At 70.4% G+C, this 25,228-nt stretch carries 23 protein-coding genes; 13 read left to right on the forward strand and 10 right to left on the reverse strand.

Annotation, left to right across the window (positions count from 1 at the left end; translation table 11 throughout):
- Positions 1 to 267: 267 nt before the first annotated feature.
- The 3 genes from xseA (at position 268) to ABZT06_RS22685 (ending at position 2,487) form a co-directional block, all read left to right on the forward strand.
- Positions 268 to 1,476 carry an exodeoxyribonuclease VII large subunit gene (xseA, locus tag ABZT06_RS22675; protein WP_355743586.1) on the forward strand — a complete coding sequence of 403 codons (1,209 nt, stop codon included), beginning with the start codon at positions 268 to 270 and terminating at the stop codon, positions 1,474 to 1,476.
- Positions 1,477 to 1,485: 9 nt separating this feature from the next.
- Complete coding sequence (locus ABZT06_RS22680) at positions 1,486 to 1,719, forward strand: exodeoxyribonuclease VII small subunit (protein WP_355743589.1); 234 nt, start codon at positions 1,486 to 1,488, stop codon at positions 1,717 to 1,719.
- Positions 1,720 to 1,896: 177 nt separating this feature from the next.
- On the forward strand, positions 1,897 to 2,487 hold the full coding sequence (locus ABZT06_RS22685; RefSeq protein ID WP_123762837.1) for a malonic semialdehyde reductase: 591 nt from the start codon (positions 1,897 to 1,899) through the stop codon (positions 2,485 to 2,487).
- 81 nt (positions 2,488 to 2,568) lie between these two features.
- On the opposite strand, the gene ABZT06_RS22690 is transcribed toward ABZT06_RS22685, so the two are convergent.
- Positions 2,569 to 3,090 carry a DUF4245 domain-containing protein gene (locus tag ABZT06_RS22690; RefSeq protein WP_355743592.1) on the reverse strand — a complete coding sequence of 174 codons (522 nt, stop codon included), beginning with the start codon at positions 3,088 to 3,090 and terminating at the stop codon, positions 2,569 to 2,571.
- 126 nt (positions 3,091 to 3,216) lie between these two features.
- Between ABZT06_RS22690 and glpX the strand changes: the two genes are divergently transcribed.
- Entirely contained in the window at positions 3,217 to 4,251 is a 1,035-nt protein-coding gene (gene glpX / locus ABZT06_RS22695; protein ID WP_355743595.1) for a class II fructose-bisphosphatase, read from the forward strand.
- Positions 4,252 to 4,427: 176 nt separating this feature from the next.
- Here the strand turns inward: glpX and ABZT06_RS22700 are convergent, their stop codons facing one another.
- Together ABZT06_RS22700 and ABZT06_RS22705 are read right to left on the reverse strand one after the other, a co-directional pair.
- A complete protein-coding gene (locus ABZT06_RS22700; protein ID WP_355743598.1) occupies positions 4,428 to 4,799 on the reverse strand; it encodes a WhiB family transcriptional regulator in 372 nt (123 codons plus the stop codon).
- Between the two features lie 175 nt (positions 4,800 to 4,974).
- Positions 4,975 to 5,694 (reverse strand): DUF1707 domain-containing protein, encoded by a 720-nt coding sequence (locus tag ABZT06_RS22705; RefSeq protein WP_355743601.1) that lies wholly within the window; start codon positions 5,692 to 5,694, stop codon positions 4,975 to 4,977.
- A 167-nt stretch (positions 5,695 to 5,861) separates the two neighbouring features.
- Between ABZT06_RS22705 and ABZT06_RS22710 the strand changes: the two genes are divergently transcribed.
- The 4 genes from ABZT06_RS22710 (at position 5,862) to ABZT06_RS22725 (ending at position 12,764) form a co-directional block, all read left to right on the forward strand.
- Entirely contained in the window at positions 5,862 to 7,529 is a 1,668-nt protein-coding gene (locus ABZT06_RS22710) for a fumarate hydratase (RefSeq protein WP_355743604.1), read from the forward strand.
- Positions 7,530 to 8,176: 647 nt separating this feature from the next.
- The gene (locus ABZT06_RS22715) at positions 8,177 to 9,580 is read left to right on the forward strand and encodes a class II fumarate hydratase (protein ID WP_355743607.1); all 1,404 of its coding nucleotides are present in this window, start codon (positions 8,177 to 8,179) and stop codon (positions 9,578 to 9,580) included.
- Positions 9,581 to 9,652: 72 nt separating this feature from the next.
- The gene (locus ABZT06_RS22720; protein ID WP_355743610.1) at positions 9,653 to 10,345 is read left to right on the forward strand and encodes a DUF402 domain-containing protein; all 693 of its coding nucleotides are present in this window, start codon (positions 9,653 to 9,655) and stop codon (positions 10,343 to 10,345) included.
- 295 nt (positions 10,346 to 10,640) lie between these two features.
- Entirely contained in the window at positions 10,641 to 12,764 is a 2,124-nt protein-coding gene (locus ABZT06_RS22725) for a SpoIIE family protein phosphatase (RefSeq protein WP_355743613.1), read from the forward strand.
- Positions 12,765 to 12,816: 52 nt separating this feature from the next.
- On the opposite strand, the gene ABZT06_RS22730 is transcribed toward ABZT06_RS22725, so the two are convergent.
- Positions 12,817 to 15,162: a transglycosylase domain-containing protein gene (locus tag ABZT06_RS22730; protein WP_355743616.1), complete on the reverse strand. Its 2,346-nt coding sequence runs from the start codon at positions 15,160 to 15,162 to the stop codon at positions 12,817 to 12,819.
- Between the two features lie 238 nt (positions 15,163 to 15,400).
- Here ABZT06_RS22730 and ABZT06_RS22735 point away from each other — a divergent pair, with 238 nt between their 5' ends.
- The 5 genes from ABZT06_RS22735 (at position 15,401) to ABZT06_RS22755 (ending at position 20,246) form a co-directional block, all read left to right on the forward strand.
- Entirely contained in the window at positions 15,401 to 16,327 is a 927-nt protein-coding gene (locus tag ABZT06_RS22735) for an SPFH domain-containing protein (RefSeq protein WP_355743619.1), read from the forward strand.
- Entirely contained in the window at positions 16,324 to 16,569 is a 246-nt protein-coding gene (locus ABZT06_RS22740; protein WP_355743622.1) for a hypothetical protein, read from the forward strand. Before ABZT06_RS22735 ends, ABZT06_RS22740 begins: the two co-directional genes overlap by 4 nt.
- A gap of 106 nt (positions 16,570 to 16,675) precedes the next feature.
- The gene (locus ABZT06_RS22745) at positions 16,676 to 17,200 is read left to right on the forward strand and encodes a PadR family transcriptional regulator (RefSeq protein ID WP_355743625.1); all 525 of its coding nucleotides are present in this window, start codon (positions 16,676 to 16,678) and stop codon (positions 17,198 to 17,200) included.
- A complete protein-coding gene (locus ABZT06_RS22750) occupies positions 17,197 to 17,883 on the forward strand; it encodes an ABC transporter ATP-binding protein (RefSeq protein ID WP_355743628.1) in 687 nt (228 codons plus the stop codon). Before ABZT06_RS22745 ends, ABZT06_RS22750 begins: the two co-directional genes overlap by 4 nt.
- Complete coding sequence (locus ABZT06_RS22755) at positions 17,880 to 20,246, forward strand: FtsX-like permease family protein (RefSeq protein WP_355743631.1); 2,367 nt, start codon at positions 17,880 to 17,882, stop codon at positions 20,244 to 20,246. Before ABZT06_RS22750 ends, ABZT06_RS22755 begins: the two co-directional genes overlap by 4 nt.
- 22 nt (positions 20,247 to 20,268) lie before the next feature.
- Here the strand turns inward: ABZT06_RS22755 and ABZT06_RS22760 are convergent, their stop codons facing one another.
- From ABZT06_RS22760 to ABZT06_RS22785, 6 genes are all read right to left on the reverse strand, one after another.
- A complete protein-coding gene (locus ABZT06_RS22760; RefSeq protein WP_355743634.1) occupies positions 20,269 to 20,697 on the reverse strand; it encodes a hypothetical protein in 429 nt (142 codons plus the stop codon).
- A 4-nt stretch (positions 20,698 to 20,701) separates the two neighbouring features.
- Positions 20,702 to 21,100: a roadblock/LC7 domain-containing protein gene (locus ABZT06_RS22765; RefSeq protein ID WP_053851222.1), complete on the reverse strand. Its 399-nt coding sequence runs from the start codon at positions 21,098 to 21,100 to the stop codon at positions 20,702 to 20,704.
- Between the two features lie 42 nt (positions 21,101 to 21,142).
- Positions 21,143 to 21,961, reverse strand: a complete 819-nt coding sequence (locus ABZT06_RS22770) for a MarR family transcriptional regulator (RefSeq protein ID WP_355743638.1) — start codon at positions 21,959 to 21,961, stop codon at positions 21,143 to 21,145.
- 154 nt (positions 21,962 to 22,115) lie between these two features.
- On the reverse strand, positions 22,116 to 23,471 hold the full coding sequence (locus ABZT06_RS22775; RefSeq protein WP_355743641.1) for an AI-2E family transporter: 1,356 nt from the start codon (positions 23,469 to 23,471) through the stop codon (positions 22,116 to 22,118).
- A gap of 133 nt (positions 23,472 to 23,604) precedes the next feature.
- Entirely contained in the window at positions 23,605 to 24,270 is a 666-nt protein-coding gene (locus ABZT06_RS22780) for a transglycosylase SLT domain-containing protein (RefSeq protein WP_355743644.1), read from the reverse strand.
- Positions 24,271 to 24,277: 7 nt separating this feature from the next.
- Positions 24,278 to 24,982 (reverse strand): transglycosylase SLT domain-containing protein, encoded by a 705-nt coding sequence (locus ABZT06_RS22785; RefSeq protein ID WP_355743647.1) that lies wholly within the window; start codon positions 24,980 to 24,982, stop codon positions 24,278 to 24,280.
- Between the last annotated feature and the right edge of the window lie 246 nt (positions 24,983 to 25,228).

Below are 25,228 nucleotides of genomic sequence, written 5' to 3' on the forward strand. Positions count from 1 at the left end.
GGTCGGCGGCGCGGGTCGATGCGTGAGCGCGCCAGGGGTGCTGGTCACCCAGCGCGGCCGGTAGTTCGTCGACCGGGACGGTGCGTTGCGCAGACGTCAGGGGCGGCGCAGGCCGTGGGCGCGGTGTGGCTCGGGGGGCGGGCGCGGCGCAAGTGGTCGGCGGCGCGGGTGGAGGAGTGAGTGCGCCGGAGGGCTGGTCGCCCAGCGCAGCCGATGGTTCCGTACCGGTGACTGTGCGTTGTCGTACCCGGCCGTTACGCTCGCGGCATGGCTGTGAACTCGACTCCCGAAGCGCCCCTGCCCGTCGGCGAGGTGTCGCGCCTGATCGGCGGCTGGATCGACCGCCTCGGTGCCGTGTGGGTCGAGGGCCAGATCACCCAGCTCTCCCGGCGCCCGGGTGCGGGCGTGGTCTTCCTCACGCTGCGCGATCCGTCGTACGACATCTCGGTGAGCGTGACCTGCTTCCGCCAGGTCTTCGACGACGTCGCCGATGTCGTCAGCGAGGGCGCCCGGGTCGTCGTACTGGCGAAGCCGGAGTGGTACGCGCCGCGGGGCCAGCTCTCGCTGCGGGCCACCGAGATAAGGCCGGTCGGGGTCGGTGAGCTGCTGGCCCGGCTGGAGCAGCTGAAGAAGTCCCTCGCCGCCGAGGGGCTGTTCGCGGCGGAGCGCAAGAAGCCGCTGCCGTTCCTGCCGCAGCTGATCGGGCTGGTCTGCGGGCGTGCCTCGGCAGCCGAGCGGGATGTCCTGGAGAACGCCCGGCACCGCTGGCCGGCCGTCCGCTTCGAGGTGCGCAACGTACCGGTGCAGGGGGTGCACGCGGTCCCGCAGGTCGTGCAGGCGGTCAAGGAACTGGACGCGCTGGACGACGTGGACGTGATCATCGTGGCGCGCGGTGGGGGCAGCGTGGAGGATCTGCTGCCGTTCTCCGACGAGCAGTTGGTGCGGGCGGTCGCGTCCTGCCGTACGCCGGTGGTGTCGGCGATCGGGCACGAGCCGGACACCCCGCTGCTGGACTACGTCGCCGACGTGCGGGCCTCCACTCCGACGGACGCGGCCAAGAAGGTCGTACCGGATGTCGGGGAGGAGTACGAGCGGGTGCAGGCGCTGCGGGATCGTGCGCGGCGCTGTGTGGAGGCGCTTCTGCAGCGGGAGGAGCGGGGGCTGGCGCACGCGCTCGCGCGGCCGTCGATAGAGGATCCGCACCGGATGATCGACGAGCGCGCCGACCATGTGGCCGCCCTGACCGACCGCGGCCGCCGCACCCTGGGCCATCTGCTGGACCGCGCCGACTCCGAGCTGACGCACACGCACGCACGCGTGGTGGCCCTCTCCCCCGCCGCGACCCTCCAGCGCGGCTACGCCGTGCTCCAGAAGTCCGACGGGCACGTCGTGCGGGCGCCGGACGAGGTGACGGCGGAGGAGACCCTGCGGGCGCGGGTCGCCGAGGGTGAGTTCACTGTCCGAGTCGATGCATAGGGTGGGCGGATGACCAGCAAGGTGGCGGAAGAGGCGCTCGGGTACGAGCAGGCGCGGGACGAGCTGATCGAGGTCGTACGGCGGTTGGAGGCGGGCGGTACGACGCTCGAGGAGTCCCTCGCGCTCTGGGAGCGGGGCGAGGAGCTGGCCAAGGTGTGCCGGCGCTGGCTCGACGGGGCGCGGGCGCGGCTGGACGCGGCGCTGGCCGAGGAGTCGGAGGACGGCGGGGAGAACTCCGAGTAGCGCGAGCGGCTGCGGGCCGGACGCGGATCGGCGCCCTCGTAGAACCTGGCGATCTGTGAAGCGGATCACCACGCACCAGTTTTGGTTGAAGGTTGAACTTAATTCGCGTACGGTCGGAGACGTCAACCGGTCCACGGTCCGTTTCTGGGGCCGACGTCCTCCCGAGAAGGTTCCCCCATGTCTCTCGTTCTTGACCCCGCCGCCCAGGACCTGCTGTTCCGCGAAGCCCGCACCGCGAACACCTTCACCGACGAGCCGGTGACCGACGAGCAGGTCCAGGCGATCTACGACCTGGTCAAGTACGGCCCGACCGCCTTCAACCAGAGCCCGCTGCGCATCACCCTGGTCCGCTCCGCCGAGGCTCGCGAGCGCCTGGTCCAGCACATGGCCGAGGGCAACCAGCCGAAGACCGCCACCGCCCCGCTGGTCGCGATCCTCTCCGCGGACAACGAGTTCCACGAGGAGCTGCCGCAGCTCTTCCCGCACTTCCCGCAGGCCAAGGACCTCTTCTTCAGCGAGCGCCCCGCCCGCGAGGGTGCCGCCGGGCTGAACGCCGCCCTGCAGGCCGCGTACTTCATCATCGGCGTCCGTGCCGCGGGCCTCGCCGCCGGCCCGATGACCGGTCTGGACTTCGAGGGCGTCCGCAAGGAGTTCCTCGACGACGACCACACCCCGCTGATGGTCGTCAACATCGGCAAGCCGGGCGAGGACGCCTGGTTCCCGCGCTCCCCGCGTCTGGCGTACGACGAGGTCGTCACCACCGTGTGAGACGGCTGACACACGACGAGAGGGCCCGGCCGCCCGGCGGCCGGGCCCTCTCGCGCGCTCTCACGCCTCTCGCACGCGCTCTCACGCCATCTTGAGCGACTTCGCCATCTCGGTCAGCTGGGCGAGCGATCCCGTACCCGCGACCACCGTCGTCGCCCCGTCGCCCTGGTGCACGAGGGCGTCGTACCGGCCGCCCGTGTACCGCGTCCAGGTGCGGCCCGCGATCTGCCGGGTCTGCTTCGTCGCCTCGCCGCCCTGGCTCGCCTCGTCGATGAACTCCGACGGCTTCTGAGTCGACTGCTCGATCTGCACGTACTCATCGCCAGGGGCCTGGAAGCCCAGGTGCCAGGCGTCGGACCGGTCGCCCCGGAAGCGCACCGACGTCGCCTTCCACCCGGCCGGCAGACCCTCGGGCGCGGCCACCGGGTAGGAGGCCGCGCGGCGCGCCGTGAGCAGCTCGACGCGATAATCGACCGTCTTGACGTCGGGAGCGGAGTCGTCGTGCGGGATGAACACGTAGATGACCGCCGCCGCGATCCCGATGAGGCCCAGGGAGAGAATCATGTCCCGGACCGTCTTCTGCTTGCCGTTCGAACCTGCCACGCCCCTATCGTCGCAGGTGCCCGGTCCGCTCATCCGTGGGGTCCCCTGCTCATTTTGTCGGACTGACGATAGAGTCGACGGTCGAACCCTCATCCGGCCGTCGTCGTATCAGAAAGGTGCGCTCCGATGACCGAGCATCATCATCTGCCGTCCGAACTCGAGGTCCCCTCCGAGGCCCCCGACCGCAACCTCGCCCTGGAACTAGTGCGGGTGACCGAAGCCGCCGCGATGGCCGCGGGCCGCTGGGTCGGGCGGGGTGACAAGAACGGCGCCGACGGCGCCGCGGTGCGCGCCATGCGGACCCTCGTCTCCACCGTGTCGATGAACGGCGTCGTCGTCATCGGCGAAGGCGAGAAGGACGAGGCGCCGATGCTCTTCAACGGCGAGCGCGTCGGCGACGGGACCGGACCCGAGTGCGACATCGCCGTGGACCCGATCGACGGGACCACGCTCAACGCCAAGGGCATGCCGAACGCGATCGCCGTCCTGGCCGCGGCGGACCGGGGGTCGATGTTCGACCCGTCCGCCGTGTTCTACATGGACAAGCTGGTCACAGGGCCCGAGGCCGCGGACTTCGTCGACATCGACGCGCCGGTCTCCGTGAACATCCGGCGGGTCGCCAAGGCCAAGCGCGTCACTCCGGAGGACGTGACCGTGGTCATCCTCGACCGGCCCCGGCACGAAGGGATCATCCAGGAGATCCGGGAGGCGGGCGCCCGGATCAAGCTGATCTCCGACGGAGACGTGGCGGGCTCGATCTACGCGCTGCGCGAGGGCACCGGCGTCGACATGCTGCTGGGCATCGGCGGTACGCCGGAGGGGATCATCTCCGCCTGTGCCGTGAAGTGCCTCGGCGGGACGATCCAGGGCAAGCTGTGGCCGAAGGACGACGAGGAGCGGGCGCGGGCGATCGACGCCGGGCACGATCTGGACCGGGTGCTGACGACCGACGACCTGGTGTCCGGGGAGAACGTCTTCTTCGTGGCGACCGGGATCACCGACGGTGAGTTGCTGCGGGGTGTGCGGTATCGGTCGGAGACCGCGACGACCGACTCGATCGTGATGCGGTCCAAGTCGGGGACGGTCCGGCGGATCGACTCGGAGCATCGGCTCAGCAAACTGCGGGCCTACAGCGCGATCGACTTCGACCGCGCCAAGTAGGGCCTGACAGCTCGGGGGCTTCGGAGCGTCGGCGGGTGCGGCCACGTCGGGCTTCTCGCGCCCACGCGGCGGAGCCCCATATCAAGACAGCCCCGCGCCCCTGGGCAGGTTCCACACAGCCCCAGTTCAAAAGGCGCCCCCAGTGCGGTGGGGGCGCCTTTTGCTGTCCGTGCGGTTCAGCCCGCCTGGGCTATGCGTGCCGCCCGCGCCGCTTTCGTGAGTTCCAGGTCGCGGCGCCTGCGCCGGGCCAGGACCACCCGGCGTTCCGCTGCGGTCAGGCCGCCCCAGACGCCGTAGGGCTCGGGCTGGAGCAGAGCGTGTTCGCGGCACTCGACCATGACCGGACAGCGGGCACAGACGCGCTTCGCGGCCTCCTCGCGGGAGAGCCTCGCGGCGGTGGGTTCCTTGGACGGGGCGAAGAACAGGCCGGCCTCGTCGCGCCGGCACACCGCCTCGGTGTGCCATGGAGCGTCTTGGTCCCTGTCCCGCACTGGCACCCGCTGGGCCGGAACGGCAGCTACCTGCAGGGACGAATGCGGTTGCAGCACGGTCTACTCCTGACGACGGCTTCGCGAGCGAGAGACGATGCAGCAAGCCCTACCCGCTGTGCGCGCGCCTATGCACTGAGTCCCGAACCGCTGGATTCCGGGGGGTTCGCGTGCGCCTTCGGGAGCCGACCGGGGGCGGATCCCTCCGATGCGGAACCGCCCGGATTCACAACCGTCAACGATCCAGGTGTTTGCGCAAACTCCTGTCGACCTTGCGATCGACCACGCGCTGAACGCGGTCGAGAATGTCCGCGACGAGCTTGCCGCGCTTGGGTTTCGCGTCGACGCTGCCGAGGACGGCCCAGCCGTCGACGTACACGACGGGCGCGTCCGGCTCGGCCGAGTCGAGCGTGTCCACCTGGAAGTCGCCGAGGACACCGACCCCCGTGCCGCGCAGCGAGATGTTCTCGGGGACGCGCACCTCGACGCTGCCGAAGACCGAGAACGCCTTGATGACGACCTGGCGGTACTCGAAGATCGCCTCGCTGAGGTCTATCTCGACGCTGCCGAAGACCGCGTAGGCGTGGATACGGCGGCCCGCGCGCCAACGGCCCTTGCGGACGGCGGCGCTGAAGACCGCCACCACGTTGTCGTCCGGGTCCGGGGGGATCGCGTCGGTCGGGCGGTTGGCGGCCGGGGTCCAGGCCGGGGCGGTACGGGGCCCGTGGGCCGCCGGCAGGTCCCGGATGAAGACCTCCAGCTCGCCCACCGTCTTGGCGCTCAGCACCCCCTCGACCCGCTCGGCGTGCTCGTCCGCGGTGACGCGGCCCTCGGCGAGCGCCTCGCGCAGGATGTCGGCGATACGGTCGCGGTCGGCGTCCGAGGCGCGCAGGTCGGCCACCGCGGGGGCGGGGCCCGCGGGCTTCTGGAGGTCGGGCTGCTTCTGAAGGTCCACGGCAGCAGCGTACCGAAACGCGATAGATCGCGACTAGGGCTGTGGACAACTCTTGGCGAACCCACTGAGCCTTACCTCACAAGCTGCCGTGGCCGGACAGGTTCTAGGCTGGTGCGGCCCGCCGACGGAGGCGGGTGGTCGACCCGCAGAGTGAGGAATGGGCTGAGATGCCTGAGTTCGCGTACACCGATCTGCTCCCCATGGGAGAGGACACCACCCCCTACCGGCTGGTGACCTCCGAGGGTGTCTCCACCTTCGAGGCCGACGGGCGGACCTTCCTCAAGGTGGAGCCCGAGGCGCTGCGCAAGCTCGCCGCCGAGGCCATCCACGACATCCAGCACTACCTGCGCCCGGCCCACCTGGCCCAGCTGCGCCGGATCATCGACGACCCCGAGGCGTCGAGCAACGACAAGTTCGTGGCACTCGACCTGCTGAAGAACGCGAACATCGCGGCCGCGGGCGTCCTCCCGATGTGCCAGGACACCGGCACCGCGATCGTCATGGGCAAGCGCGGGCAGAACGTGCTCACCGAGGGCGGTGACGAGGCGGCCCTGTCCAAGGGCATCTACGACGCGTACCTCAACCTCAACCTGCGGTACTCGCAGATGGCCCCGCTGACCATGTGGGACGAGAAGAACACCGGCTCCAACCTCCCCGCGCAGATCGAGCTGTACGCCACCGACGGCGGCGCGTACAAGTTCCTGTTCATGGCGAAGGGCGGCGGCTCGGCCAACAAGTCGTTCCTCTACCAGGAGACGAAGGCCGTCCTCAACGAGGCCTCCATGATGAAGTTCCTGGAGGAGAAGATCCGTTCGCTCGGTACGGCCGCCTGTCCGCCGTACCACCTGGCGATCGTCGTCGGCGGCACGAGCGCCGAGTACGCGCTGAAGACCGCTAAGTACGCCTCCGCGCACTACCTGGACGAGATCCCGGCCGAGGGCTCGGAGCTCGGGCACGGCTTCCGGGACAAGGAGCTGGAGGAGAAGGTCTTCGAGCTGACGCAGAAGATCGGCATCGGGGCGCAGTTCGGCGGCAAGTACTTCTGCCACGACGTACGTGTCGTACGGCTGCCCCGGCACGGTGCGTCCTGCCCGGTCGCCATCGCCGTGTCCTGCTCGGCCGACCGCCAGGCCGTCGCGAAGATCACCGCCGAGGGCGTCTTCCTCGAGCAGCTGGAGACGGACCCGGCGCGCTTCCTTCCGGAGACGACGGACGAGCACCTCGAGTCCGACGGTGACGTCGTCAGGATCGACCTCAACCAGCCGATGGACGACATCCTCGCGGAGCTCACCAAGTACCCGGTGAAGACGCGGCTTTCGCTGACCGGTCCGCTCGTGGTCGCGCGGGACATCGCGCACGCCAAGATCAAGGAGCGTCTCGACGCGGGCGAGGAGATGCCGCAGTACCTGAAGGACCACCCGGTGTACTACGCGGGTCCGGCGAAGACGCCCGAGGGTTACGCGTCCGGCTCCTTCGGCCCGACGACGGCCGGCCGTATGGACTCCTACGTCGAGCAGTTCCAGGCGGCGGGCGGCTCCAAGGTGATGCTGGCCAAGGGCAACCGCAGCAAGCAGGTCACCGACGCGTGCGGTACGCACGGCGGCTTCTACCTCGGCTCCATCGGCGGCCCGGCCGCCCGGCTCGCCCAGGACTGCATCAAGAAGGTCGAGGTCGTCGAGTACGAGGAGCTCGGCATGGAGGCGGTCTGGAAGATCGAGGTCGAGGACTTCCCGGCGTTCGTCGTGGTCGACGACAAGGGCAACGACTTCTTCCAAGATCCCGCGCCTCAGCCGACCTTCACGTCGATCCCCGTGCGCGGTCCCGGCCTGGCGTAGTTGCCTTCGGGTGGCGGCGGGGATGGTTTTCGCCGCCGCCGCCCCTACCCGCCCCATCCCCAGGGGCTCCGCCCCTACGGCCCCGCCGGGGACCCCGCCCCCTGAACCCCCACGAGGCCGCCCGGCGTGGCACGCGGCAGTACCCACCGGACGAACCTTCATCCAGGACCCGGCGCCCGCACCGACGTTCACGTCGACCCCGGTGCGGGGCCCGGGGCTCGCGCAGCCCCGCGGGGTGCGGCCGAGACCCATTTCGCCCCCGCCGCCCCTACCCGGCCCATCCCCAGAGGCTCCGCCCCTACGACCCCGCCGGGGACCCCGCCCCCTGAACCCCCGCTTCGGCCCTGAGCGGTTCACGTCGTTCTGGTACGGGGCCCGGGGCCGGCGGAGAGGGGGGTCCCGGTGCGGTCGAGCGGGCGAGGGCAGGACCTTTCAGGGCCCGGTCGAGCTGTCGGACGGGGTCCTCGTACGTCGGGTCAGCGGCGGCCGCCGGCGACCGGGACCGTGGAGAGGTGTGCGGGGAAGCCCGGTGAGCACCCGTCCGGTTCGTGCCGTCGGTCTCGAAGCCGTCCGGGTTTCCGGACCGGTGGGTGCGGCAGGAATAGGTGCCACGGGGGCGACGCTGACCAAGACGGAGGTGATCGGCAGTGGCCGACGAGCAGCAGGAACAGGCGTTTCGTATCGAGCACGACTCCATGGGCGAGGTCCGGGTCCCGGTGGACGCCAGGTGGCGGGCCCAGACCCAACGGGCCGTCGAGAACTTTCCCATCTCCGGCCAGCGCATCGAGCGGGCGCACATCGAGGCTCTCGCGCGCATCAAGGGGGCCGCGGCGAAGGTGAACGCCGAACTGGGGGTGCTCGACAAGGACGCCGCCGAGGCGATCCAGGAGGCCGCCGACGAGGTGGCCCGCGGGGACTGGGACGAGCACTTCCCCATCGACGTGTTCCAGACCGGTTCCGGGACCTCGTCCAACATGAACACCAACGAGGTCATCGCGACGCTGGCGACCGAGCGGCTCGGCCGTGACGTGCACCCCAACGACCACGTCAACGCCTCCCAGTCGTCCAACGACGTCTTCCCCTCCTCCATCCACATCGCCGCCACCGCCGCCGTCACCCGGGACCTCGTCCCCGCCCTCGACCACCTCGCCGCGGCCCTCACCCGCAAGTCCGAGGAGTTCGCCGACGTCGTGAAGTCGGGGCGGACCCACCTGATGGACGCCACCCCGGTGACCCTGGGTCAGGAGTTCGGCGGATACGCGGCGCAGGTGCGGTACGGGATCGAACGGCTGGAGGCGTCGCTCCCCCGGCTCGCCGAGCTGCCGCTGGGCGGTACCGCCGTCGGCACCGGCATCAACACCCCGCCCGGTTTCTCCGCCGCCGTCATCGAGGAGATCGCCCGCACCACCGGGCTGCCGCTCACCGAGGCGCGGGACCACTTCGAGGCGCAGGGCGCCCGGGACGGGATCGTGGAGACCAGCGGGCAGCTCAGGACCATCGCGGTCGGGCTGACGAAGATCGCCAACGACCTGCGGTGGATGTCCTCCGGGCCCAGGACGGGGCTGGCCGAGATCTCGCTGCCCGACCTCCAGCCCGGCTCGTCGATCATGCCCGGCAAGGTCAACCCGGTGATCCCGGAGGCCGTTCTGATGGTCGCCGCCCAGGTGATCGGCAACGACGCCACCGTCGCGACCGCCGGAGCGGCCGGCAACTTCGAGCTCAACGTCATGCTGCCGGTCATCGCGAAGAACGTCCTGGAGTCGGTCCGGCTGCTCGCCAACGTCTCCCGGCTGCTCGCCGACCGCACCGTCGACGGCATCGTCGCCCACCGCGAACGCGCCCGGGAGTACGCCGAGTCCTCGCCCTCCGTGGTCACCCCGCTCAACAAGTACATCGGGTACGAGGAGGCCGCGAAGGTCGCCAAGAAGGCTCTCGCGGAGCAGAAGACGATCCGCGAGGTCGTGCTGGAGAGCGGCTACGTCGAGCGCGGCGACCTGACGGCCGAACAGCTCGACGAGGCGCTGGATGTCCTGCGGATGACACGGCCGTAACCTTTCCCGTCGCCGGCATGAACCGTGACGCGCACCGCAGCGTCGTATGCCTATGGCACCTAATATCTGTGCATGGCAGACGGTGGAGCGGTGAGAGCGGTGGAAGCGGGTACGTCGGCGCACTTCTGGGAGCCCGGGAGTCAGATCCTGTGGCGCTACCGGGAGAACGCGGGCGCGCGCTTCCACATCGCCCGCCCGGTCACCGTCGTACGCGACGACGAGGACCTGCTCGCCGTGTGGCTGGCACCGGGCACCGAGTGTGTGCGGCCGGTGCTGGCCGACGGTACGCCGGTGCACGCCGAGCCGCTGGAGTCCCGTTACACCAAGCCGCGTTCGGTCCAGCGGGACCGCTGGTTCGGCACCGGGGTGCTGAAGCTGGCGCGGCCGGGGCTGCCGTGGTCGGTGTGGCTGTTCTGGGAGCCGGGCTGGCGGTTCAAGAACTGGTACGTGAACCTCGAGGAGCCGCTGGCGCGTTGGGCCGGGGGTGTGGATTCGGAGGACCACTTCCTGGACATCACCGTCGATCCGGACCGCGGTTGGCAGTGGCGCGACGAGGACGAGTTCGCGCAGGCCCAGCGGGACGGGCTGATGGGCCCCGACCTGGCCGAACAGGTCAGATCGGCCGGGCGCTCCGCGGTGGAGGTGATCCGCGCCTGGGGCCCGCCGTTCTCGGACGGCTGGCCCGACTGGCGGCCCGATCCGTCCTGGAGTGTCCCGCTCCTGCCGGAAGACTGGGACCGTACGCCCGCGCACTTGTCCTCATGAGACCCTTGATGCGCCCCCGGGCTGCAAACGTAGGATCGTCCTCCGCAAGAGCGCGCAGCGGCAACTACCGAAGCGGGCGCTGGGCTTGACCGATCGTCACCGAGGGGCGGCAGGACGTGAGCGTGGGGTACGAGGGCAACACGGGTACGGGCCGCGGAAGGTTGACCAAAAACGCAGGAACAGCCCCTGACCACGCGGGAATTTCGTTCCTGGGACACACATTCCGGGTATCGGGATTTCGGCGGGACCAACTGCGCGTACGGCGTGCAGCCCCGGACGGACGGATTCGACACGCGTGACGGAGCACCCGACCTCCTTCGAACGCCCCCAGCCGGGCGTCGACCCCACGGACCCCCGCGGGGCGCTCCTGCGTTCCCCGGCGCCGCCGCCCGCGCAGGGCGTCGAGGCGTCGTCCGCTTTACCCGTCCAGGCACGCTCCGGTGACCCCACACCGGAGGCGGCACCCGTCGTCCAGGCCGGCAACGGCACGACGGGCAGGGCCGGCAATCACAAGGACATGGCCATGAACCCGGCCGGTACCGGCCCCGAGCACTCCCAGCCGGCCGCCGCGGAGCCGGACACGCACCGCCCGCGCCCCGTCCCGGAGGGGGTCCCGGTCCAGCCGGGCGGTACGGACGAGCGGCCGTCCCTGAGCAGCGACGAACGCCGTACCGGGCAGGGACTGCCCCCGGGCCGGCCCACGCCCATGCGGCGCGACGGGGACCGGCTGCGCTTCGTGGGCGCGGCCACTCGCCGGATCGCCCGCGGCATCGACCTGGACGAGATCGTGATGGGCCTGTGCCGGGCGACCGTGCCGACCTTCTCGGACGCGATCCTCGTCTATCTGCGCGACCCGCTGCCCGTCGGCGACGAGCGGCCCACCGGTCCCCTCGTGCTCAGGCTGCGGCGCAGCGACCGCATCCCGCAGCAGGAGCGGGACCTGGAGGACGGCATCCTGCCGGTGCCGGTACCGGAGAACCCGACGGAGCTGGACGCGCTCGGCACCGAACTGTGCGAGGTGCAGCCCGGCAGCGCGCTCGCCGAGGTGCTGCGCGGGGTGCGCCCGGTGTTCACGGACACGCCCGCGGCCCACGCCGCGCTGCCGGAACTGCTCGGCGAGGGCGCCGAATTCGCCGTACCGACGGGCCGCCGCGCGATCCTCGCTCCGTTGCGCGGCCGGCGCCGGGTCATCGGCGCCGCCTTGTTCCTGCGCCGCCCCGACCGCATCCCCTTCGACCCGGACGACCTGCTCGTCGCCGCCCAGCTCGCCACGCACAGCGCGCTGGGCATCGACAAGGCGGTCCTCTACGGCCGTGAGGCGTACATCGCCGACGAGCTCCAGCGCACCATGCTGCCCGAGACGCTCCCCCGGCCGACCGGCGTACGGCTGGCCTCGCGCTATCTGCCGGCCGCCGAGACGGCCCGGGTGGGCGGTGACTGGTACGACGCGATCCCGCTGCCCGGCAGCCGGGTCGCGCTGGTCGTGGGTGACGTGATGGGGCACTCCATGACGTCCGCGGCGATCATGGGCCAGCTGCGGACGACCGCGCAGACCCTCGCCGGCCTCGATCTGCCCCCGCAGGAGGTGCTGCACCACCTCGACGAGCAGGCCCAGCGGCTCGGTACGGACCGCATGGCGACCTGCCTCTACGCCGTCTACGACCCGGTCTCGCACCGGATCACCATCGCGAACGCCGGTCACCCGCCACCGGTGCTGCTGCACCTGGGCGGCCGCGCGGAGGTGCTGCGGGTGCCTCCGGGCGCGCCGATCGGTGTCGGGGGCGTGGACTTCGAGGCCGTGGAACTGGACGCGCCGGCCGGGGCGACGCTGCTGCTGTACACCGACGGGCTCGTGGAGTCGCGGCTGCGGGACGTGTGGACCGGGATAGAGCAGCTGCGGGAGAAGCTCGCCGCCACCGCGCAGTTGACCGGGCCGGATCATCCGCCACCGTTGGAGGCCCTCTGCGACGAGGTGCTGGACATGCTCGGGCCCGGGGACCGGGACGACGACATCGCGTTGCTCGCGGCCCGCTTCGACGGGATCGCGCCCAGTGACGTGGCGTACTGGTTCCTGGAGCCGGAGGACGCGGCACCGGGCCGTGCGCGGCGGCTCGCGCGACGGGCGCTGTCCCGTTGGGGCATGGAGGATCTGACCGACTCCGTCGAGCTGCTGGTGAGCGAGGTCGTCACCAACGCCGTGCGGTACGCGACCCGGCCGGTGACGCTCCGGTTGCTGCGGACCGATGTGCTGCGCTGCGAGGTCGGGGACGACGTGCCGCAGTTGCCGCGTCTGAGGCAGGCCCGGGCCACCGACGAGGGCGGTCGCGGGCTCTACCTCGTGAACCGGCTCGCCCGGCGGTGGGGCGCCACGCGGTTGAGCACCGGCAAGGTGGTGTGGTTCGAGCTCAACAGGGGCTAGCGAAAGAGAAAGAAAGGGCGCCCGGTGATCACCGGGCGCCCTTTCTCTTTCGCTACTGGTCGCCGTTCGGGTCGAACGGATTCAACGGTGAGGTCGATGTCTCGACCGGAGTGCTCTGCTCACCGGTCGGCGCGCTCTGCGAGGGCGTCTCCGACGGGGTTTCGGACGGCGTCTCCGAGGGCGTCTCCGACGGCGTTTCGGACGGCGTCTCCGAAGGCGTCTCCGAGGGCGTTTCCGACGGGGTCACCGAGGGCTTCGGTGTCCACGTCGGCTGGACCGCGGCACCCTGGTCGGTCTCCAGCTCGAACTTGGTGTTCTTGCCCGCGACGCCGAACGTGTACGCCGCCCAGATCTCCGCCGGGAAGCCACCGCCGTTGACGCGGTCGAGGCCGGCCGTGTTGTACAGCTTGCTCTGCCCGTGGGTCTTGTAGTCCTCACCGAACAGACCGACCGAGGTGACCAGGTCCGGGGTGTAGCCGGTGAACCAGGCCGACTTGTTGTCGTCGGAGGTACCGGTCTTGCCGGCGACCTTTCGGCCGTCGCGGGCCGGGTTCTGCTGGACGGCCTTCTTGGCCGTACCGTCGTCGACCACCCCGGTCAGCACCGAGGTCACCGTGTCGGCGGCCTCCCGGCTGATGACCTGCTCGCCGATCGGGTCGGGCAGCTGGAACTCGGTGCCCCCCTGCTCCGCCGACTTGATGATGCTCGGCGTGACCTGCTTGCCGTGGTTGTCGAGGGTGGCGTACACGCCGGCCATCTGGATCGGGCTCGCGCCCATCGTGCCCAGGGTGTAGGCGGGCAGCGGCCTCAGCTTGCCGGTGTCCATGCCGAGCTTGGTGGCCGTCGCCAGCACCTTGTCCATGCCGACGTCCACGCCCATCTGCGCGAAGACGGAGTTGATGGACTTGTCCATCGCCGTCTGCACGGAGACCTTGCCGTAGTTCGTGTCGTCCTCGTTCTCGGGACCGAAGCCGACCTTGTTGCCGTTGCTGTCGACGACCTGGCGCTTGCTGGTGCCGTCGTAGATCGTGTTCGCGCCGATCGCCTTGCCGCTCTGCGTCTCGGAGGCGTTCTCCAGGGCGGCGGCGAGGATGACCGGCTTGAAGGTCGAGGCGGGCTGGTAGTCGGTGCGGTTGGCGTTGCTGAAGTAGTGCTTGGTGTAGTCCGAGCCGCCGTAGAGGGCGACGATCTTCCCCGTCTTGGGATCGACGGAGGCGGCACCGGCCTGGACGTTCCGGTCGACCTTGCGTTTCTTCGGGTCGAGTTGGCTGGTCAGCTGAGTCTTGACCGCCTTCTCCAGCTGGGCCTGCTTCTTCTTGTCGATGTTCAGGGTGAAGGTCCACCCCGAATTCTCGACCCGGGCCTCCGCCTCGTCCTGGGTGATGCCCTCCTTGGCCACGAGCTGCTTCTCGAGCTGCTGCTTGGCGAGCTTGATGAAGTAGCCCTTCTGCCCCTCCATGCCCGGGGCGGCCTTGGGCTCCTTGGGGAACGGGAACGTCATCTCGTCCCGCTTGGTCTTGTCCAGCCAGCCCTGCTGGACCATGTTGTCCAGGACGTAGTTCCAGCGGGCCGTCACCAGCTTCTTGCCGGTGTCGCTGGCGGCCGCCCAGTCGTACTGGCTCGGGGCCTGGAGCAGCGCGGCGAGATAGGCGCCCTGCGCGACGCTGAGCTTGCTGGCGTCGACGCGGTAGTAGTCCTGGGCGGCGGCCTGGATGCCGTAGGCGCCGCGGCCGTAGTAGCTCGTGTTGATGTAGCCGGCGAGGATGTCGTCCTTGGGCGTCTCGCGGTCCACCTTCAGCGAGATGACCAGTTCCTTCAGCTTGCGCGTGACGGTCTGGTCCTGGTCGAGGTAGTAGTTCTTGACGTACTGCTGGGTGATCGTGGAGCCACCCTGCTTGCCCTTGCCGGACAGGGTGTTGAACAGCCCGCGGGCGATGCCCTTGAAGTCGACTCCCACATCCGTGTAGAAGGTCTTGTTCTCCGCGGCCACGAAGGTGCGCTGGACCGGCTTGGGCACTTCGGAGAGGTCGACGATCTCGCGGTTGGTGTCGCCCTCACGGGCCATGACCGAGCCGTTGCTGTACTTGTAGATGTTGCTCTGTTCCTGCGCCTTCGCGTTGCCCTTGGGCACGTCGATCATCATGTACATCACGACGAAGGCGCCGATGCCGAGCAGGCAGAAGGCGAAGAACGTGCCGAGGATCTTCTTCCAGGTGAAGAGCCGGCGTATGCCGCTCTTACCGTTCTTGGCGCCCTTCTTACCTCGCGCGGCGGCCTTGCGCGCCGCGGCCCTGCCGCCGGTCGCGAGGCCCTCGCTCGGCGTCCCGGACGAGCGTGCGGGCGGCGCCGCGCGGCGGCCACCGCGCTGACGTGCTCTTCTCTCTTCCGCTCGTCCCATGGGTCGACTCGCTCCGCTTCCTCATCGGCGGCCACACAGGTTTCGTGGCTCAGGTCAGCTCAGAAAGCTAACACCGGTCTATATGACACAGGGCAATCGATCGGGCCCTGGGGGGGCGTGAGAATCAGCACCCGCCTTCTCGGAACCAGACCTCCGAGCGGGCTTCAAGGTTGCCGGGGCGGGGTAAAGTGATATCACTTAGTTAGCTCTGAGATCACAGTCAGAACGGGGGACCACCATGTCCGCACAGGACTCCGAACCCATCACCGACGCGTCCGACGTACCCGACATGCCCGCCCCGCGCGTGCGGGAGTTCGCCGCGCACAGCATCGGCGGCGCTCTCGCGCTACTGCTCGGCCTGGTCGGGCTGTTGCTCGCCGTCTTCCTGTTCGCCGCGAGCGGGGAGAGCCCCGGGTTCGCCGTCGGCGGGGTGCTGGTGCTGATAGTGGCGCTCATCTCGCTGCGCGGCCTGAACACCGTCGCGCCGGGCGAGGCCCGGGTCGTCCAGCTCTTCGGGCGCTACAAGGGCACGATCCGCCAGGACGGCCTGCGCTGGGTGAACCCCTTCACCTCCCGTACGAAGGTCTCCACCCGGGTCCGCAACCACGAGACCGCCGTCCTCAAGGTCAACGACGCCTACGGCAACCCGATCGAGCTGGCCGCGGTCGTGGTGTGGAAGGTCGAGGACACCGCGCAGGCCACCTTCGAGGTCGACAACTTCGTGAAGTTCGTCGCCACCCAGACCGAGACGGCGGTACGGCACATCGCCATCGAGTACCCCTACGACGCCCACGAGGAGGACGGGCTCTCCCTGCGCGGCAACGCCGACGAGATCACCCAGAAGCTCGCCACCGAGCTGCACGCGCGCGTGGAGTCGGCCGGCGTGCAGATCATCGAGTCCCGCTTCACGCACCTCGCCTACGCGCCGGAGATCGCCTCGGCGATGCTCCAGCGGCAGCAGGCCGGCGCGGTGGTCGCGGCCCGGCGCCAGATCGTGGAGGGCGCGGTCGGCATGGTCGAGGAGGCGCTCGCCCGCATCACCGAGCGGGACATCGTGGAGCTGGACGAGGAGCGCAAGGCGGCGATGGTGTCCAACCTGATGGTGGTGCTGTGCGGCGACCGCGCCCCGCAGCCGGTCCTGAACACCGGGACGCTCTACCAGTGACGGCACCTTCCGAGGGGAGCTCCCCCGAGCGGCGGCCTCAGCAGCGCAAGCAGGTGCTGCTGAGGCTGGACCCGCTGGTGTACGAGGCGCTGGCACGGTGGGCCGGGGACGAGCTGCGGTCGGCCAACGCTCAGATCGAGTTCCTGTTGCGCAGAGCCCTGAAGGAGGCCGGCCGACTGCCGGGCGACACCGGGCCGCTGCCGCGCCGGGGGCGGCCGCCGAAGGACGCCGGAGACGCGTAGCAGAACCGTGACAATCGGTGCTCACCTGCGCCTCCGCACGCCCCGGATCCAGCTGCACACCCCGCGTATACACGAAGGGTATACACCGCATGTACAGTCCTTTCCCATGTCCATCGGTCACACCCTTCTAGGGCTCCTGGAGTCCGGGCCCCGCCACGGTTACGACCTCAAGCGGGCCTTCGACGAGAAGTTCGGTCACGACCGGCCGCTGCACTACGGCCAGGTCTACTCGACGATGTCGCGGCTGCTGAAGAACGGGCTCGTCGAGGTCGACGGGATCGAACCCGGCGACGGCCCCGAGCGCAAGCGGTACGCCATCACGGACGCCGGCATCACCGACGTACAGCGGTGGCTCGCGACGCCGGAGAAGCCCGAGCCGTATCTCCAGTCCACGCTGTACACCAAGATCGTCCTCGCGCTGCTCACGCACCGGGACGCCGGCGACGTCCTCGACAACCAGCGCTCCGAGCACCTGCGGATGATGCGCATCCTCACCGACCGCAAGCGCAAGGGCGACCTCGCCGACCAGCTGATCTGCGACCACGCCCTGTTCCATCTGGAAGCCGACCTGCGCTGGCTGGAGCTGACCGCCGCGCGTCTCGACAAGCTCGCGGAGGTGGTGGTCAAGTGACCCCGGCCGGTTCCCTGCTCATCGCCGACGAGCTGCGCAAGACCTACGGTCCGACCGTCGCGCTCGACGGCGCCCAGTTCTCCATCCACCCCGGCGAGGTCGTCGCCGTCATGGGCCCCTCCGGGTCCGGCAAGTCGACCCTGCTGCACTGTCTCGCCGGGATCGTCCCGCCCGACTCGGGCTCGATCACGTACAACGGCCGGGAGATGGCCACGATGAACGACGCCGAGCGCAGCGCTCTCAGGCGCTCCGAGTTCGGGTTCGTCTTCCAGTTCGGTCAGCTCGTCCCCGAGCTGACCTGCGTGGAGAACGTGGCGCTTCCGCTGCGGCTGAACGGCACCTCCCGCAAGGAGGCCGAGAAGGCCGCGCTGGCGTGGATGGAGCGCCTGGAGGTCGACGATCTCCGCAAGAAGCGGCCCGGTGAGGTCTCCGGCGGTCAGGGGCAGCGGGTGGCCGTGGCCCGGTCCCTGGTGACCAACCCGCGCGTGCTGTTCGCCGACGAGCCGACCGGCGCCCTCGACTCCCTCAACGGCGAGCGGGTCATGGAGCTGCTCACCGAGGCCGCCCGGTCCACCAACGCGGCCGTCGTCCTCGTCACGCACGAGGCACGGGTGGCCGCCTACTCCGACCGCGAGATCGTCGTACGGGACGGCAAGTCCCGGGACATGGAGCGGGTCGTATGAGTCTCAGGCAGTGGTGGCGAGACCTCGCCATGGGGGTTCGGTTCGCCTTCGCGGGCGGACGCGAAGGGTGGGTCCGGGCCCTGCTGACCGCGGTCGGCGTCGGCCTCGGAGTGACGTTGCTGCTGCTGACCACCGCGCTGCCGAGCGCCCTGGCGGTCCGGCACCAGCGCGAGGACGCCCGCACGGACATCACGTACAGCGACAAGATTCCCCCGAAGGCGGCCGACACGCTGCTGGTGGCGTCCACCGGAACCACCTTCCGGGACACGAGCATCCGCGGGCGGGACCTGGAGCCCGAGGGGCCGAAGGCGCCCCTGCCGCCGGGGGTCGGGAAGTTCCCGGCGGTCGGCGAGATGGTGGTCTCCCCCGCGCTGAAGAAGCTGCTGGAGTCCGGCGAGGGCAGGCTCCTGCGGGAGCGGCTGCCGCAGCGGATCGTCGGCACCATCGGCGAGAGCGGACTGATCGGTTCCGCCGAACTCGCCTTCTACCGGGGCGCCGACGGACTCGCGGCGCAGGGCATCACCGGCGGGCGGATCACTCGCATCGACCGGTTCGGGAACCCGAACCCGGTCCAGGAACGCACCGACCCGGTGCTGGTCCTGCTGGTCCTCGTCGTCTTCGTGGTGCTGCTGATGCCGGTCGCGGTGTTCATCACCGCCGCCGTGCGCTTCGGCGGCGAGCGGCGCGACCGCCGGCTCGCCGCCCTGCGCCTGGTGGGCGCCGACGGCCGCTCGACCCGTCGGATCGCCGCCGGTGAGGCGCTCGCGGGCGCGGTTCTGGGACTGGTCCTGGGCGCCGTGTTCTTCCTCATCGCACGTCAAGCGGCGGGCTCCGTCGAGGTGTTCGGGGAGAGCGTGTTCCCGAGCTACCTCAACCCCTCCCCGCTGCTCGCCCTGCTGGTCGGTCTCGCGGTGCCCGCCGCGGCCGTCCTGGTGACCCTGCTCGCCCTGCGCGGCGTGGTGATCGAGCCGCTCGGCGTGGTCCGTACGGCGAAGCCCGCGCGCCGCCGGCTGTGGTGGCGGCTGCTGCTGCCGCTGGCCGGGCTCGGGATGCTCTATCCGATGGTCGGACAGGGCCGCGACGACGGCGACTTCAACCAGTACCTCGTCACCGGCGGGGTGGTCCTGCTGCTGGTCGGCGTGACCGCACTGCTGCCGTGGATCGTCGAGGCGGTCGTCGCCCGGCTCGGCGCGGGCGGACTGTCCTGGCAACTGGCCGTACGCAGGCTGCAGTTGAGCAGCGGTACGGCGGCCCGGATGGTCAACGGCATCGCGGTCGCGGTGGCCGGGGCGATCGCGCTGCAGATGCTGTTCGCGGGCGTCGAGGGCGACTACACCAAGGACACCGGCTACGACGTCTCCCGGGCACAGATGCAGGTGAGCGTCCCGGAGGGGAAGACGCTCGCCGCGACCGCCCGGCAGCTCGCCGCGACCAAGGGCGTCCAGCAGGCGTACGCCTTCAACGAGGGATACGCCAACGACGGGCCCGGCGACGACGCGCACTTCAGCCGGGTCACCGTCGCCGACTGCACGTCCCTGCGACAGGTGGCCGAACTGCCCTCCTGCCACGACGGCGACGTCTTCGCCTCCCATGTCACACCGGGCGCGGACGGCGACTCCTCCGGCCAGCAGAACGCGGACGGCGAGTCGGGCGTGGCGGCCAAGCCCGGCAAGACGCTCTACTTCGACACCTCCGACGACCCGGCGAAGCCCACCTCGGTCACCTGGACCGTGCCGAGGACCGTCAAGCAGGCCCGGTCGATCCCGGACCCCACGGGCTACCGGCGCGGCGGCCTCCTGGTCACCCCGAGCGCCTTCTCCGCGAAGGCCGCGGCGGGGGTGCGCGGCGAGATCTATGTGCATCTGGACGAGTCGATGCCGGACGCCCGCGAGTACGTACGCAACACGGCGGCCCGGATCAACCCCCTCGAAGAGCCGATGACCTGGGTGACCAGCGAGCGCAACGACCGCTACGACACCATCCGCACCGGCCTGTTCGTGGGCGCCGCCTGTGTGCTGGCCCTGATCGGGGCGAGCCTGCTGGTCTCCCAGCTGGAGCAGTTGCGCGAGCGCAAGAAGCTGCTGTCGGCGCTGGTCGCCTTCGGTACCCGGCGGCGCACCCTGAGCCTGTCGGTGCTGTGGCAGACGGCGATCCCGATCGTGCTCGGTCTGCTGCTGGCCATGGCGGTCGGGCTGACGCTGGGCGTGGTCCTGCTGCGGATGACGGACACCTCGATCCGGGTGGACTGGCCGAGCGTGCTGTCGATGACCGGGGTGGGTGCGGCGGTGGTCCTCGTGGTGACGCTGCTGAGCCTGCCGCCGCTGCTGAGGCTGATGCGGCCGGACGGGCTGCGGACGGAGTAGCCGCCCGCAGCCGGGCGTCCGCTCAGAGGCTGTACTCCTTCACCACCCGCCGGACCTGGGCGAACAGCATGCCGACGTTGACCGACTTGCGGCACACCACGACGGCCACGACGTCCTGCTGTTCGACCAGCCGCACGAACAGGTGCGTGAGGTTCTCGCTGTTGACCAGGATCTCCTGGAAGAAGTGGTTGTCACTGGCGATCCCGCGACGCTCCTTGAAGACGTCCTCGATCATCACGACCGTGCGGCCCTGGAACAGGTCGAGCGTCGCACCCGCCAGGAGGTCCAGGACCTCCGGCGGGTGGTTCTCGACGGTCTCGTACGACAGCAGCATGCCCGTGGACATGTCGACCACGCCGGAGGCGACACAGTCGGGGGCGTCGGTACGAAGGGACTTGACCAGGCCCATCACCTGGTCGGAGAAACCTGTGGCCATGCGCTTCGTCGCCATCCCTTCAGACTCCTTCTGGTGCTTTCCCGGGCGCCTTGTCGGTGAGGATCGAGCCGATCCGGTTCAGGGTCGGCTGGGTCGCCCGGTGCAGGTGGTCCACGTCCATGCCCTCGTCGCCGAGCACGACCATCAGGGCGGTCTCGCCGACGGCGTAGAAGGCCGCGCAGCCGTGGCTGCCGTACGTCACCGTGCGGCGCAGCGTGCCGCGGGCGGTCGCCCCGGCGGTACGCCGGGCGAGGCCGAGGCCGGCCGCGGCGAGCGCGGCGAGCCCCTCCGGGTCGATCGAGTCGGCGGTGTCCGCGGCGATGAGGAGCCCGTCCGCGGCGGCCAGCGCGGTGTCCGTGATTCCGGTGACCTGTTCGCGCAGACCGCGCATTTCGAGCGCCAGCGCTTGGTGATCCATGGAGTCAACTCCCCTGATTCTGTTCGTGTCTGATCGGCTGTGTCATGCGGGTGTTCCGTTTCGGAGTCGGAAGAAGCTGCCGGGTTTTCGGCGGGGCAGATCGGTTCTTGCCGGGGACGGGGGCTGCTCCGCGGGCGTGGGTCTGCGAGGGCGCAGTGCGTCGCCGTCGGGGAGGGAGCGGACCGCGACGGGCGCGGGCGGTCCGGCGCACACCAGGAGCCCTTCGTCGAGCATGCGCGCCACCTCGACCGACACGGTGTAGACACCGCGCCCGACCCGGAAGGCGAGGTCGCGGGCCGTACTGCGGCCGTCCGCGTGCGTGAGCAACTCGCGTTGCAGGGCCCCGGATCCGTTGTCCGTGCCTGAGCGCACGGGCCGTTCCCGCTCGGGGTGCACGGGGTGCGGCAGCGCGGCGAGGGCGGTGAGTCTGCGGAGCGCGTCCTGGAGCAGGCGCAGGGGCGGCTCACCCATCGGGACCTGCGCGAACGGCTCCGAGGTGGCTCGGCGTTCGCACTCCTGCACCTGGCCCGCGGCCATCGCGAAGGCGGCGTCGTGCAGGGCCAGGGCGCACACCACCCGCAGCTGCGCGGCCCCCGCGTAGCCGTGCGCGATGAGCGCGGTGGCCGGCCAGCGCGAGCCGCCGGACTCCCGCACCAGCTCGGCCCACTGCTCGCCGCTGACCCGCCCCGAGCGCAGCAGCAGCGCCTCGGGGCCCGGGGCGCCCGGCGACTCCACGGCCACCACCCGGCCGTCCGCGAAGTGGAAGGTGCCGCCGGGTGCCCCGGTGATCCGCAGCTCTCCGGTGAAGCCGTCACGGCCGCACGCGGCCAGGGCCTGTGCCAGGTGTTCGTGGCCCGACATCACACCCCCCGCCGTCTCGCACACACGCCTGACGCGTAGCGCTGAGGAGGGAAGGTGTATCAGCCCCGGCGCATATTCCGGGGGCGGGTTTCCTACCTGCCGTCAGTTGACGGAAGTTGAGCCTGTGGGCTGCTCAAAACACTGTGTTCGGCGCTCAATTGACCGAATCCGAGGCAGGTTTTTCAGGGTCCGGGGGCTCCTGTTCCCGCACCGGATCCTCCTCGGCTGTCACGACCTCGTCCTCGGGCTCGGGTGGCGCGGACTGTTCCTCGGCGTACGCCTTGAGGTAGCTCACCACCGTGTTCGTCACCGCCACCAACGGTACGGCCACCACCGCGCCGCCGATGCCGGCCACCATGCCGCCCGTCGCGACCGTGAGGACGACCGCGAGCGGGTGGACGCGGACCGCGCGGCCGAGGATGAACGGCTGGAGGATGTGGCCCTCGATCTGCTGGACGGCGAGGACCACCGCGAGGGTCATCACCGCCGTGAACACGCCCTGCGTGACCAGCGCGACGAGGACCGCCAGCGCGCCGGAGGCGACCGCGCCCACGAGCGGGATGAACGAGAACAGGAAGATGAAGACGGCCAGCGGGACGGCCATGGGGACGTCGAGGAAGTAGATGCCGATGCCGATGAAGACGGCGTCGATGAGGGCCACCAGGACCGTGCCGCGGACGTAGGCGGTCAGGGTGCGCCAGGCGCGCGGTCCCGCGCCGGCCACGGCGGGACGGGCGGCGGCGGGGACCAGCTTCAGCGTCCACTCCCAGATCCGCCGGCCGTCGTAGAGCAGGAAGAGGGTGGAGAAAAAGGTCAGCAGGATGCCGGTGAGGGCCTCCACGACGACCTGGACGCCCTCCAGGCCCGCCGAGGTGATCTGGTCGGTGTTGGCGCCGACCGCGTCCCGCAGGTTCTTGGCGATCTGGTTGATCTGCTTGTCGGTGACGTGGAAGGGGCTCTTCAGGAGCCAGTTGCGCAGGTCGTCGATGCCGCTCTGGATCTGGCTGGAGAGGTCGTCGATGTTCTCCATGACCTGCCAGGTCACGAACCAGCCCATCAGGCCTATCACGACGAAGCCGAGGATCGCGGTGAGCGCCGTGGCGGGGCCGCGAGGGACGCCGTGCCGCATGAGGCGGGCCACCGTCGGCTGGAGCAGCGCGGTGATGAGCAGGGCGACGACGAAAGCGAAGACGACGAGCTGTACGGAGCTGATGATCCGCATCAGCACCCAGACGGTGCCCGCGAGGATCAGAAGCCGCCAGCCGGCCTCGGCGGCGACCCGCACCCCCCACGGCACGGCCTGCGCCGGGTCGGGGCGGGGCACCAGCACGACGGGCGGGCGGGAGGCGGCGCTCGCCGGCTTCCTCGGCCTGCGCTTGCGCTCGGGTGCCTCGGCCGCGTCGGCCTCGGCCTCCTCGCGGGCCACCTCGGCGCGGCGCTCGTCCAACCGCTCTCCCACATCGGTCAGCCGGGCACCGAGCCGGCCGATCCACCCTGGCACTCGCGACATGATCCGTCCTCTTCCCCCGTCTCTCCTCACCACTCCCCCCTGGAGTCGTCCGGTCCGACCGTACAGGGCAGAAGCCCCTCCCCCTAGGACGGGGAGGGGCTGTGCGAGGTTGAGCGGCCGGGGCGGTGCGTGATCAGTAGTTGCCGTGGGCCTGCCAGTAGGCCCAGGCGTCGCAGGGGCTGCCGTACCGGACGTTCATGTAGTTCAGGCCCCATTTGATCTGGGTCGCCGGGTTGGTCCGCCAGTCGGCGCCGACCGACGACATCTTGGAGCCCGGCAGGGCCTGGACGAGGCCGTAGGCGCCGGAGGAGGGGTTGACGGCCAGGTAGTTCCAGGTGGACTCGTGGTTCACGATGTTGCTGAAGCACTGGAACTGCCCGCCGGGCACGATCTGGCGCGCGATCGCCTGGACCTGCGCGGCCGTGTAGGAGCTCTGCACCGGGAAGACGCCGGAGGCGGCCTTGGCCTGCTGCTCCTGCTTCGCCTTCGCCTCGGCGGCCTTCCGCTTGGCCAGGGCGGCCTCGGCGGCCTGCTTACGGGCCGCTTCCTCCGCCGACTTCCTGGCCCCGGCGTCCGCGGCGACGGCCTGCGTGTCGGCCTGCTGGGTCAGCGCGACCGTCTGCACCTGGGCCTGCTCGCCCTCGGGTATGTCCGCGAGCAGCGTCGCGTCGCCTACCGGAGCCTGGGCGTCGTCACCGGACTGCGCGGTGCCCGCCTGGGCGACCCCCATGACGGCACCGACCGTGGTGACCGCCGTGGCCGAGACCACGGCGATGCCACGCGCGGAATTCCGGCTCATACCCGGCTCAGTACCAGTGGTTGGCCTGCCAGAACGACCAGGCCTCGCAGGGGCTGCCGTACCGGCTGTCCATGTAGTTGAGGCCCCACTTGATCTGGGTGGCCGGGTTGGTCTGCCAGTCGGCGCCGACCGACGACATCTTGGAGCCCGGCAGGGCCTGGAAGAGACCGTAGGCTCCGGAGGAGGCGTTGACGGCCCGGTAGTTCCAGCTGGACTCGTGGTCCACGATGTTGCTGAAGCACTGGAACTGCCCGCTCGGCACCATCGAGGAAGCCATCGCCTGGATCTGCGCGACGGTGTACGAGCTCTGCACCGGGAAGCTGGAGGAACTCCTGCTGGCCTTCGTCTTGGCCTCGGCGCGTTCCTTGGCTTCCTTGGCCGCCTGCTCGGCGGCCTCCTTCTTCTCGATCGCGGACTTGGCGGCGGCCTTGCGGGCCGACTCCTCCGCGACCTTCTTGGCGCTCGCGTCCGCGGCGATGGCCTGAGTGTCGGCCTGCTGCGTGAGGGACGCGGTCTGCACCTGAGCCTGCTCACCCGCGGGGATGTCCGCCAGGAGCGTCGTCGTGTCGGCTGCCGTCGCCTCGGCGTCGTTCGGCTGCGCGACACTGCCGGAGGCAACTCCGACAACGCTTCCGACAGCGGTGACCGCGGTGGCAGAGGCCACTGCGAATCCCCGGACCGAAATCGGGCTCACACGGTTTCCTTCCAGCATCGCCCGCTTCGGTGACCCTGGCGGACGCAATCGTGCCCCTAGACACTGGCCTCCCAACTACGGGGTCACGGGAGACACGGGCCCGGTGGGCAACTCCCTTGCGGGGAGCGCCGCGTGGTGCGCGGGCGGCATACGACGGACGGTATGGAGTTGGTGTGGTGTTGCTGTGGTGCCGTACCGCTGGGGGTACAGGTGTGCCGTATGCGGGGCCTGACAGAACCGAGACTCTGCCGTAACCGGACGCCG

Source organism: Streptomyces sp. NPDC005483, assembly GCF_040606035.1.
GTDB lineage: Bacteria > Actinomycetota > Actinomycetes > Streptomycetales > Streptomycetaceae > Streptomyces.